Here is an 11,821-nt window from a genome sequence, read left to right on the forward strand (position 1 = left end):
AGCACCTCCGACATCACCTCTGGCGACCGACATCACCCGCCGGACCGCCGAACCTCCGCGTTCACTCCTCCGACACCGCCGGGCCGGCACCGGTCCATCCTCCGCCCACGCCGCCTTTCCCGCTCCGCCGGCCCGAGCCGTGCCTGCTCCCCGGACTCGCCACAAGCGACCGGCGCGAGACCCGCGGGGGCCGCTGGGCCACCGCACGCGGATACCGTCCGCCCGGCCCGGGGACGGCGCACCGCGCGGTGTCGGGCATCGCGACCGGCCGGGCCCCGATCGGGGACGACGGGACGACCGGCGGGGACGGCAGCGCACCGGAATGCACCGCACCGGAATGCACCGCACCGCACAGCACCGTTCCACTCGCCGCGACAGAGCTTTCAGAGTACCGCCACCGGATCGTCCGGGCGGTGCCATCCGGCGGCGCGCGGGTCCGCCAGGATCGCGCCCGCCATCCGGGACATTACCGTAATGCCAGACTACCGTCACCCAATGCCACCGGCGAGGGCCGCCCGGGTCCCGCGGGCGATCTCCAGGTCCTCGCGTGCCTCGATCACGAGCGTACGCACGGCGGCCCCCGGCACGCCGATCTCGCGCTCCGTGCCACCAGATGGGCCCGTACCACCGGCCCGGGCCGGATCGTTACGCTCGGGATCCACCGCCACACCCAGGTAGCCGAGTCCGGCCGCGGCCCCGGCCCGCACGGAGGCGGAGTTCTCCCCGACGCCGCCGGTGAACACCAGGGCGTCCAGCCCGCCCAGCGCGGCGGTCATCGCGGCGATCCCGGCGCGCAGCCGGTGCAGGTAGACCGCCAGCGCCAACGCGGCGGCCGGCTCACCCGCGGCGGCGCCGGACTCGACCTCCCGCATGTCCGCCGTCCCCGCGAGCGCGCGCAGCCCCGCCGAGGTGAACAGGCGATCGGTGAGCTCGTGCGCGCTCAGTCCCGCCTCCGTCTGCAGCCACAGCAGCGCGCCGGGATCCACGGTGCCGGACCGGGTGGCCATCACCAGGCCCTCCAGCGGGGTGAAGCCCATCGTGGTGTCCACCCCCACCCCGTCGAGAACGGCGGCGAGCGACGCGCCCGAGCCGAGATGACAGGTCACGATGCGCCGCGCCCCGGTGAGCGCAGCCGCCCGCCGGGAGACGTGGGCGTGGGACAGGCCGTGGAAGCCGTACCGGCGGATGCCGTACCGCTCCCGCCACTCGGCCGGGATGGCGTAGGTGATGGCCTCCGCCGGCATCCGGCTGTGAAACGCCGTGTCGAAGCAGGCGACCTGCGCCACCTCGGGCACGGCCGCCCCGACCTCGTCGAGGGCGGCGAGCGCCGCCGGCTGGTGCAGGCGGGCGAGGGCGGTCAGCCTCCGCAGCCGCTCGGCCACGGCCCGGTCGACGACCACGGGGGCGGTGAAATCCGTCCCGCCGTGCACGATGCGGTGCCCGACCGCGCCCGGCTGGCCACCCTCGTGGGTGAGCTCGCGCAGCGCGGCGACGACCCCGGCCGGGTCCGCCCGACCGGCTGGCGCGGTGAGATCGCGCGCGGCGAGCAGGGCGTCGTCCGGGCCGATCAGCCGCAGCTTGAGGCTGGCCGATCCGGCGTTGACCACCAGGACGTTCATCGCGACGGGGCGGGGCTCGGTAGGGGCGGGACTCAGTAGGGCCAGGTCCAGTTCCGGATCTCCGGGGCGTCCTCGCCGTGGTCCCGGGTGTAGGTCCGGGCCGCGAGCCGCGCGTCGACCATCTGCTGCCGGACGTGCGCGGCGCGGGCGCCCAGGCTCGGTACCCGGTCGATGACGTCCGCCACCAGGTGGAACCGGTCGAGGTTGTTCAGCATGACCATGTCGAACGGGGTGGTAGTCGTCCCCTCCTCAAGGTAGCCACGGACATGCAGGTTGTGATGGTTGTGCCGCCGGTAGGTCAGCCGGTGGATCAGCCAGGGATAGCCGTGGTAGGCGAAGATGACCGGCCGGTCGGTGGTGAACAGCGCGTCGAAGCGGGCGTGCGAGATGCCGTGCGGATGTTCCGCCTCGTCCTGCAGGGACATCAGGTCGACGACGTTGACGACGCGCACCTTCAGGTCGGGGAAGTGCTGGCGCAGGATGTCCACCGCGGCGAGGGTCTCCAGGGTCGGGATGTCCCCGGCGCAGGCCATCACCACATCCGGCAGCCCGTCGCCGGGCGCGTCGTGGTCGTTGCTGGCCCAATCCCAGATGCCCAGGCCACGGGTGCAGTGGGCGATCGCCGCCGGCATCGACAGGTAGTTCAGCGCCGGCTGCTTGCCGGCCACGATCACGTTGATGTAGTGCCGGCTGCGCAGGCAGTGGTTGCCGACGGAGAGCAGGGTGTTCGCGTCCGGGGGCAGGTACACCCGGACGACCTCGGCCTTCTTGTTCACGACGTGGTCGATGAACCCGGGGTCCTGATGGGAGAAGCCGTTGTGGTCCTGCCGCCACACGTGGCTGGTCAGCAGGTAGTTCAACGAGGCGATCGGGCGCCGCCACGGGATGTGCCGGGTGGTCTTCAGCCATTTCGCGTGCTGGTTGACCATCGAGTCGACGATGTGGATGAACGCCTCGTAGCAGGAGAAGAGCCCGTGCCGGCCGGTGAGCAGATAGCCCTCCAGCCAGCCCTGGCACAGATGCTCGGAAAGCACCTCCATGACCCGGCCGTCCACTGCCAGGTGCTCGTCCGTCGGTTCCGTCCGGGCGTTCCAGGCGCGGTCGGTCACCTCGAAGAGCGCAGCCAGCCGATTGGAGGCGGTCTCGTCCGGGCCCATCACCCGGAAGGTGCTCGGATTGGCGGCCATCACGTCCCGTAGGAACGCGCCCAGGACCCGGGTCGGCTCGGCAAGGGTGGTCCCGGGGGCGGTGACGTCGACCGCGTAGTCGCGGAAGTCAGGAAGGGTCAGATCACGCAGCAGCTCGCCCCCGTTGGCATGCGGGTTCGCGCTCATCCTCCGGGGACCGCGAGGGGCGAGCGCGGCGAGTTCGGGCCGCAGGGCTCCGCCGGCATCGAAGAGCTCCTCCGGCCGGTAGGAGCGCAGCCACGCCTCCAGCTGGGCCAGGTGCCCGGGGTTGTCGTGCAGCTGCGCGACGGGCACCTGGTGGGACCGCCACGTGCCCTCGACCGGCAGGCCGTCGACGACGGCCGGCCCGGTCCACCCCTTGGGGGTCCGCAGCACGATCATCGGCCAGGTGGGGCGCTCGGTGCGGCCGTGGCGGCGGGCCCGGTCCTGGATCTCGTGGATCTCGTCGACGGCGGCGTCCAGGACGCCCGCCATCCGCTGGTGCACCGCGGCCGGGTCGTCCCCGGCCACGAAGTACGGATGGTAACCGTAGCCACGCAGGAGCGCGGTCAGCTCCTGCTCGGGGATGCGGGCCAGGATCGTCGGATTGGCGATCTTGTAACCGTTGAGGTGCAGGACCGGCAGCACCGCGCCGTCGCGACCCGGGTCGAGGAACTTGTTGGAGTGCCAGCTCGCCGCGAGCGGGCCCGTCTCGGCCTCCCCGTCCCCCACGACGGCGCAGACCACCAGGTCGGGATTGTCGAAGGCCGCGCCGTAGGCGTGGGTCAGCGCGTAACCGAGCTCGCCGCCCTCATGGATGGACCCGGGAATCTCCGGCGCGACGTGGCTGGGGATTCCGCCGGGGAAGGAAAACTGCCGGAACAGCCGCCGCATCCCCGCCGCATCCCGGCCGATCGAGGGGTAGACCTCGCTGTAGGTGCCTTCCAGGTAGGCGTTCGCCACGATGCCGGGACCGCCGTGACCCGGACCGATGATGTAGATGGCGTTCAGGTCCTTTGCCCGGATCACGCGGTTCAAGTGGGCGTAGATGAGGTTCAGGCCGGGAGTCGTGCCCCAGTGCCCGAGCAGGCGCGGTTTGACGTGCTCCGGACGCAGCGGCTCGGTGAGCAGGGGATTGTCGAGCAGGTAGATCTGCCCGACGGACAGATAGTTCGCCGCTCGCCAGTAGGCGTGGATGAGATCGAGCTCCGCCGGGGACAACGGCCCCGCGGCCGGATCCGCGCCGCTCCGCTCGGCGTCGACGACGCTCGTCATCGGCTGTCCTCTTTCTCTTTCTCCCGACAAATCAATGGGCGGCCGGCGGCGGGGAGGCCCGGCGCTCAGCCCTCTCCCACCAGCGGGCTGGAGGCGACCTCGGTGCCGTCGTCCAGCGTCGAGATCCGGAAGTCGGCGAACACGTTGGGCGCCACCCGGAGCAGCTCCCGCAGGGCGGCGACGGCAAGCCCGCGGATCTCCACGTCGGCATGCTCGCTCGCCCGCATCCCGATGAAGTGCCGCCACGCCCGGTAGTTCCCGGTGACCACGATCCGGGTCTCGGTCGCGTTCATCAGCACCGACCGGGCCGCCTGGCGCGCCTGCTTGCGCCGTGAGGTGGGCGCGGAAACGTCGGCGAACCGCTTCTCCAGACCTTCCAGCAGACGCCCGTAGGCCTCCAGCGAGGCCGCCGCGGCCTGTTGGAACAGGGCGTGCAGCTCCGGATCGGCTGCGATGACCTCCGGTTCCACCACGGCGGCGTCCCTCTCGGGGACGTAACGCTGGGAGAGCTGGCTGTAGGAGAAGTGCCGGTGCCGAACCAGCTCATGGGTGAGGCTGCGCGACACCCCGGTGAGATAGAGCGATATGGTCCCGTGCTCGAGCACGGACAGATGCCCGACGTCGAGGATGTGCCGCAGGTAGCCGGCGTTGGTCGCGGTCGCCGGATTCGGCTTGTTCCAGCTCTGGTAGCAGGCCCGCCCGGCGAACTCGGCGAGGGCCTGACCGCCGTCGGCGTCGGTGCTCCAGGCCACGTCGTCCGGGGGGATGAACTCGGTCTTGGCGATCACCTGGACCCGAAGCCGCACGGACGTCGGCCCGGACGCCGGTTCGGGCGTCGGCTGCGACACTGCCACCTCCATCATCTGGGCGCAGGACCCGTTGCCCGGTCGCTGGCGGACTCCTCCCACGGTAGACGGCGCCCGTCCGCCGGGATACGGGGACCTCACCCGGCGGCGGCATGCACCCGGACGCCAGGCCTGCAATCACCCGACCGGGCCAGCAATCGCCCAACCGGGATCGTGTCGGCATCCACTTACCCGTCCGGTTACCCGATCGACGCGCGGGGATTGGCAGTCACAACCCGCGTGGTACACCGGAGGTGGACGCCTCGTCAGTCCCCAGCGACGAGGAGTCGCAGTGCCCGCCCTCACGGCGTGGCATGGCGCGGCCGGGGATCTCCGCCCCCGTCAATCCCCGGCCGCCCGGCCACGTCACGACGGGCAGCCTCCCGGCGATGGCGCGGCGGCACGCCCGCCGGTCAGCCCGCGGCCGGGGTCCAGGCCGCTGGGTCCGCCGCGGACTGGTCCCCGGTGGCCATGTTCTTCACCTCGTGCGCCCGGCCATCGTCGAAGGGCGGGAACCAGACGAATCCGATGCCCTTGCGGGAGGCGTAGCGGACCTGCTTGGCCACCTTGTCCGGCTGGTGGTAGGTCTCCACCCGCAGCCCCCGGGTGCGCAGCTCGGCGGCCGTCGCGAGGGCGGCGGCACGGCGCGACGCGGAGGGGATCACGACTAGCACGTCGGCGGGGCTGGACGGCCCGGTGGTGAGCAGGCCCTCGGCCGAGAGCTTGGCGAAGATGCGGGTGAGGCCGATCGAGATCCCGACGCCGGGGAGGTTGCGGCGGATGAAGGAGCCGGCAAGGTTGTCGTACCGCCCCCCCGAGCAGATGCTGCCGAAGTCCGGCCAGTCAACGAACTTCGCCTCGTAGACGGTCCCGGTGTAGTAATCGAGACCGCGTGCGATCGAGAGGTCCGCGACCACGCCGCCGGCGGGCAGGTCGGCGAGATCGCCGAGATCATCGAGAACCGCGGCGAGCTCGTCGAGCCCCTCGGAGAGCAGGTCCGACTTCACCCCGAGCCGGCGTACCTCCTCGACGACGCCGGGATCGGAGCCCCGGATGCCCGTGAGCTCCAGGCAGGCGCGCACCTGGTCCGGGTCGAGCCCGACCGCGGTGGTCAGCAGCCCCTCCACTCCCGCGAGGCCGATCTTGTCGAGCTTGTCAGCGACCCGGATGACGGCCAGCGGATCGCCGATGCCCAGGCCCTCGTAGAAGCCCTGGAGCACCTTGCGATTGTTGATGTTGAGGGTCCAGGGCGGAACGCCGAGGGTGCCCAGGACCTCATGCACGATGCGGGGAAGCTCCGCGTCGAAGTGCAGGGGCACCTGATCAACATTGATCACGTCGATGTCGCACTGGGTGAACTCGCGGAAGCGGCCCTCCTGCGGACGCTCCCCCCGCCACACCCGCTGGATCTGGTAGCGCTTGAACGGGAACACGAGGTCGTTGAAGTGGGCGGCCACGTACCGCGCGAAGGGCACCGTGAGGTCGAAGTGCAGGCCGAGGCGGGCGCTGTCGTCGTCGGCGTCGGCCTGCAGGCGGCGCAGCGTGTAGACCTCCTGGGAGGTCTCCCCCTTCGCGGTCAGCACCTCGAGCGCCTCGACCGAGGGGGTCTCCACCGAGCAGAAGCCGTACCGCTCGAACGTCGCCCGGATGGTGTCGAGCCAGCGCTGCTCGACGAGACGGACCTCGGGCAGCCACTCGGGAAACCCGCTCACGGGCAGGGGACGGACGATCGGCGCGTCACTCATCGCCGCGGAATCTCCTCATCATCTCGAACGGACGGGCACCTGCCGCCCCGGGCACGGTCAACCGCGAAGCCGGGTGGCAGTCACCGATGTCGAGCGAGGAGACGCATGAGCGACAGCCTATCGCGTGGGGCTCGTTGCCCTCACGGCCGGAGAGCGGTCCCACGGCGGGGATGGGGCCCGTTCCACCGGGCCCCATCCCGTCGATCACATCGGGTGCCCCGCGCGCGCCTCGACCTCCGCGAGCCGCGCACCCACCTCGCCGCGCTGCTCGGCCGGCGCCGGCGGCGGTCCGTCCCTCCGGTGCCGCTGCTCCGGCAACGAGCTCGGGATGATGCTGGTCGGCCGGCCGGGGGCCAGGTAGACCCATCCGGCCTGGCGCCACTGGTCGGCGTCGAGCGCGTGCCGGGCGTCCACCATGACCTTGCGCCGGACCACGGCCCCGAGCCGGGCCGGGTCCAGGTCGGCGAACTGGCGCCACTCGGTGAGTAGGACCAGCGCATCGGCCCCCTCGACCACGGCCTCGACGGAGCCGCTGTAGGCGAGGCCGGGCAGGGCCCGCCGGGCGTTGTGCGTCGCGACCGGATCCACGACCGTCACCTCGGCGCCGGTCCCGGCCAGCAGCCCCGCGACCGCGAGCGCCGGGGAGTCCCGCACGTCGTCGGAGTTGGGCTTGAACGCGGCGCCCAGCACGACGAGGCGCCGGCCGGCCAGCATGCCGTCCAGGGCCGCGGTGACCAGGTCCACCACGCGGTCCCGGCGGCGATTGTTGATCTCGTCGATCTCGCGCAGGAAACGCAGCGCCGCACCGACCCCGAGCTCGTCCGCGCGGGCCTGGAAGGCCCGGATGTCCTTAGGTAGGCAGCCGCCCCCGAACCCCACCCCCGGACGCAGGAAGTTCCCGCCGATGCGCACGTCGTGGGACAGCGCCTCGGCCAGCGTCAGGACATCGGCATCGACCGCCTCGCACACCTCCGCCATCGCGTTGATGAAGGAGATCTTCGTCGCGAGAAAGGAGTTGGCCGCCGTCTTCACCAGCTCGGCCGTCGCGTAGTCCGTCACGATGACCGGCACCCCCTGGGCGATCACCGGCGCGAAGGCCGCCCGCATCGCTCCTTCCGCAGCCGGGGAGGCGACACCGAAGACGAGCCGGTCCGGTCGCAGGGTGTCGGCCACCGCGAAGCCCTCCCGGAGGAACTCCGGGTTCCAGGCCAGCTGGACGCCAGCAAGATCGCTGGAGATGTCGGCGGGCTCGTCCACCTCGTCATGGCCCAGCCCGTCATGGCCCACCTCGACGCGGCCCAACCCGCCGGCCCCCGCCACGCCGAGCGCCGTCTCGTCCGCGGCCGGGCGGTTCGCCGGGGCGAGCTGCGCGATTGTCCGGGCTAGCCCCGCAGCCGTGCCGGCCGGCACCGTCGACTTGCCGACCACGAGGCACGGCCGGGTCAGCAGCGGCGCGAGGCGCTCGATGGCGGCGTGCAAGTGGCCCAGGTCCGCCCCGTAACCGTCGGCACGCTGGGGGGTGCCCACACAGACGAAGTGCACGTCGCCGAACTCGGCGATCTCCTCGAAGGAGGTGGTGAAACGCAGCCGTCCGGTCCGGAGGTTCGCGCGCAGGAGGTCGGCGAGGTCGGGCTCGAAGAACGGGATCTCCCCCGCGGACAACCGCTCGATCTTCGAATGGTCGACGTCCACGGCGAGCACCTCGAAGCCGAGCTCCGCCATGCACACCGCGTGGGTGGCCCCCAGATACCCGGTGCCGATGACGGTCAGGCGTGGGCGAGGCCCGGTTCCGGGCCCCGCCGCATCATCAAGGCTGTCCGACGAGCTCATCAGACTCCTCCTCCTCATCGTCGTACCCCCCTGGATTGAGACGCTGAAACTCCCAGGCATCCCGGCACATGTCCGCGACATCCCGGCGGGCTGACCAGCCGAGCGCCGTACGGGCGAGCGCCGCGTCGGCGACCAGTGCGGCGACGTCCCCCGGCCGCCTCGCCACGACGCGGCTGGGGAGATCACGAGCGCAGGCCGCGGAGAAGGCCGCGAGCAGTTCCCGCACGGAGGTGCCAGCGCCGGTCCCGAGGTTGATGACCCGATGTCCCGCCTGGTCATCAAGATGATCGAGAGCGAGTCGATGGCCCTCCGCCAGGTCGACCACGTGGATGTAGTCGCGTACGCCCGTGCCGTCGGACGTGGGGTAGTCGTCGCCGAAGATAGACAGCTCCGGGCGCCGGCCGACCGCCACCTGGGCCAGGTAGGGCATGACGTTGTTCGGCACCCCACGGGGGTCCTCGCCGAGCAGGCCCGACTCGTGCGCCCCGGTGGGGTTGAAGTATCGCAGGGACGTCACGTGCCAGGACGGATCCCGGGCGCAGAGGTCGGCGAGGATCTGCTCGCACATCCACTTGGTGCGCGCGTAGGGATTGGTCGGGCGGGCCGGCGTGTCCTCGGCGATCGGTACCTTGGCCGCCGCTCCGTAGATTGCGCACGAGGACGAGAAGACCAGCCGGCGCACGCCGTGCTCCGCCATCACGGAGACCAGGCCCAACATCGCGTTGACGTTCGTGTCGTAGTACTCCAGCGGGATGTCGACCGACTCGCCGACGGCCTTGAGAGCGGCGAAGTGAATAACGGAATCGATCTTCCATCGGCGGAACACGTCACCGAGCGCCGCCCGGTCACGGACATCGAGCCGCACGAAGTCGATGTCGCCGTCCACCACCTTACGCAGCCTGCCCAGCACCCGTGGTGAGCTGTTGGCGAAGTTGTCCACTCCCACTACCCGATGACCCGCGGCAAGCAGGTCCACCCAAGTATGGGAGCCGATGAACCCCGTAGCCCCGGTCACCAGGACCGTCTCGGCTCGACTCGTCGACGTCATAGCTCGGTTATCCACTTCTTCGTGATCAACTGAAACAACTCGCCACAGGTGCTCCATTCCGACCCGGAACAACCGATCCCGGCAGCGGGATCAACCCGACGACGGCTAGGATCCGTACCTGGGATCGGCACCACGACCACGCCCGTCGCGCCGGTGCCCTTCGGCTGGACCGCGCGGTCCCGGCCGTTCGGGCAGCGAACACCGCGATGGGCACGGGCCCGCACTGGGCGGCGAACATCAGGCACAGCAGAACATAATCCCCAGATTGGTGCATCGCCGACCTGGTAGCGGCCTCGGCGATCCCGGGGACGACCGCGATCCCGGTGAACCAGGCGATCGGCGCGAGCAGGAGCCCCGGTCCGGTCACAGCGCCAGCGTCGGGTAGTGCACGGCCGGTGGCAAGAACCGCGCGCACGGCACCCGGGGCCGGCGGTCCACGTCCCGGAAGAAGATGCCCGGGAAGAAGATATGTCCGGGAGGTGGCGGGGCCACGGGAACTCTCGGGTCACCATTGCCGCGGACATCCCGGGCCGGTCGCCGTTCGCCCACGCATCGGCGGCGAAGGCCCCGTCTCGACCTGAGCGCGCACGGCAGGTACGTGGCGCTGACATCCTCGGCGGGTTGCGGACCAATGCCACCGATCTCACGTAACACGGCGGTGCACACGGCGTGGTGCCGGCCATCGCGAGCCATCCCCCCGCAAACAGAAAGCCACGTCCCCGGAAAGCTCGGTATCCGGGGGGACACCTTGACGCCGGTCAAGCGACCTGACGGCTCTCCGCGAGCTGGCCGGCGAACCAGGAGATCGTCCGGGTGAGCCCGTCATGCAGGCTCGTCTTCGGTTCCCAGCCCAGGAGGGTCCGGGCGAGGGTGATGTCGGGTTGGCGTACCGAAGGGTCGTCCTGGGGCCGCGGGACGAAGGTGATCGGCGCCGTCGATCCGCACAGGTCACGGACGAGCACCGCGGTGTCGAGGATCGACATCTCGTGCGGGTTCCCAATGTTCACGGGCCCGGGCAGGTCCGAGTGCAGAAGTCGGACGATGCCGTCGATCAGGTCGTCGACATAACAGATGGACCGGGTCTGGGTTCCGTCACCGGCGACCGTGATGGGCTCGCCCCGCAGCGCCTGGGAGATGAAGGCCGGAATGGCGCGACCGTCGTCGACCCGCATCCGCGGGCCGTAGGTGTTGAAGATGCGAACAATACCGGTGTCGACGCCGTGCTTGCGCCGATAGGCCATGGCCACCGCCTCGGAGAATCGCTTGGCCTCGTCGTACACACTGCGTGGGCCGACCGGGTTCACGTTGCCCCAGTAGCCTTCCGGCTGGGGATTTACCTGTGGATCGCCGTAGGACTCCGAGGTCGAGGCGAGCAGGAACCGAGCATTCTTCTGCCGCGCCAGGCCAAGGGCGTGGAAGGTACCGAGCGAACCGACCTTGAGTGTCTCGATCGGCAGCTCGTAGTAATCCACCGGAGATGCCGGGGATGCAAAGTGCAACACGACGTCGACCGGACCGGAAACATAAATAAAATCATTCACATCCCGGTTGACCAGGCGGAAACGTGGATCGGCGAGCAGATGCTCCACGTTCTCCGGCCGGCCGGTGAGGAAGTTGTCGAAACAGATGACCTCGTAGCCGCCGCCCAGTAGGCGTTCACAGAGATGACTGCCCAGAAAACCGGCGCCGCCGGTCACTATCGCACGCACGTCGTGTGCTCCCGGATCTGGAATACAGAGGACCCCGGAGAGTGCCCGTCGATCGCTGTCCGGAGTCCGGCGACGACGGGCGGCCTCCCTTGAGCCATGCGAAGGAGGCGGCGCATCGGATCAGATCGCGCCGCGAGGCCAGGTTGGAGGATCGGGGGAAAGGGGCATCAAATTGATCGGAGATCAGGAGATCAGTGACTGCTCACCCGCCGGGGGCGCTCAGCATGGACGCTGCCGGACCCGTCTCGAATGGCCACAGGATACGAACACCGCACTACCCCCCAGTAGTCTGATGGCCGACAACGCCGACTCTCTGCGGCATCGTACACAGGTCATCGACGCGTTAGTACGCGGCCCCGGCTCAGTCTCCCTCCTCGCCGCGGTCAATACGATATAACTGCCTGTCACCGAGGGTGCCCGGCTCCCTCCGGGAGATGTCAATAGCCGTGCCGGATCCACCTGCATTGGATGAGCAATCCACCGCCAGGGGACGGGGCACGGTCACCCGCGGAAGTGCCGCTCGAGGGCGATCGCGTGACGCATCGCGGCGCGTCCCCGGCGGGTGTCCCCGGCATCTCCATAGG

At 70.4% G+C, this 11,821-nt stretch carries 7 protein-coding genes; all 7 read right to left on the reverse strand.

Annotated features, from left to right (window positions below):
* Window positions 1-488: 488 nt before the first annotated feature.
* Window positions 489-1,619, reverse strand: coding sequence for an acetate/propionate family kinase (locus tag ACY45C_RS00785; protein WP_462185755.1), 1,131 nt, complete (start codon window positions 1,617-1,619; stop codon window positions 489-491).
* Between the two features lie 32 nt (window positions 1,620-1,651).
* Window positions 1,652-4,060 carry a phosphoketolase family protein gene (locus ACY45C_RS00790; protein WP_462185756.1) on the reverse strand — a complete coding sequence of 803 codons (2,409 nt, stop codon included), beginning with the start codon at window positions 4,058-4,060 and terminating at the stop codon, window positions 1,652-1,654.
* 65 nt (window positions 4,061-4,125) lie between these two features.
* Entirely contained in the window at window positions 4,126-4,923 is a 798-nt protein-coding gene (gene thyX / locus ACY45C_RS00795) for an FAD-dependent thymidylate synthase (RefSeq protein ID WP_462185757.1), read from the reverse strand.
* A gap of 395 nt (window positions 4,924-5,318) precedes the next feature.
* Entirely contained in the window at window positions 5,319-6,650 is a 1,332-nt protein-coding gene (hisS, locus tag ACY45C_RS00800; RefSeq protein ID WP_462185758.1) for a histidine--tRNA ligase, read from the reverse strand.
* A gap of 204 nt (window positions 6,651-6,854) precedes the next feature.
* Window positions 6,855-8,480 (reverse strand): UDP-glucose dehydrogenase family protein, encoded by a 1,626-nt coding sequence (locus ACY45C_RS00805; RefSeq protein WP_462185759.1) that lies wholly within the window; start codon window positions 8,478-8,480, stop codon window positions 6,855-6,857.
* Window positions 8,458-9,528: a UDP-glucose 4-epimerase GalE gene (gene galE, locus ACY45C_RS00810; protein WP_462185760.1), complete on the reverse strand. Its 1,071-nt coding sequence runs from the start codon at window positions 9,526-9,528 to the stop codon at window positions 8,458-8,460. The genes ACY45C_RS00805 and galE overlap by 23 nt, the downstream gene beginning before the upstream one ends.
* Window positions 9,529-10,286: 758 nt before the next feature.
* Window positions 10,287-11,237, reverse strand: a complete 951-nt coding sequence (locus ACY45C_RS00815; protein ID WP_462185761.1) for a UDP-glucuronic acid decarboxylase family protein — start codon at window positions 11,235-11,237, stop codon at window positions 10,287-10,289.
* Between the last annotated feature and the right edge of the window lie 584 nt (window positions 11,238-11,821).

This window comes from Frankia sp. CcWB2 (assembly GCF_977927585.1).

What these genes read in the sequence shown, in the direction of transcription:
- ACY45C_RS00805 (WP_462185759.1), bottom strand. Translation starts at nt 8,480, where the DNA reads ATGAGCTCGTCGGACAGCCTTGATGATGCGGCGGGGCCCGGAACCGGG.
- ACY45C_RS00790 (WP_462185756.1), bottom strand. Translation starts at nt 4,060, where the DNA reads ATGACGAGCGTCGTCGACGCCGAGCGGAGCGGCGCGGATCCGGCCGCG.
- ACY45C_RS00785 (WP_462185755.1), bottom strand. Translation starts at nt 1,619, where the DNA reads ATGAACGTCCTGGTGGTCAACGCCGGATCGGCCAGCCTCAAGCTGCGG.
- galE (WP_462185760.1), bottom strand. Translation starts at nt 9,528, where the DNA reads ATGACGTCGACGAGTCGAGCCGAGACGGTCCTGGTGACCGGGGCTACG.
- hisS (WP_462185758.1), bottom strand. Translation starts at nt 6,650, where the DNA reads ATGAGTGACGCGCCGATCGTCCGTCCCCTGCCCGTGAGCGGGTTTCCC.
- thyX (WP_462185757.1), bottom strand. Translation starts at nt 4,923, where the DNA reads ATGATGGAGGTGGCAGTGTCGCAGCCGACGCCCGAACCGGCGTCCGGG.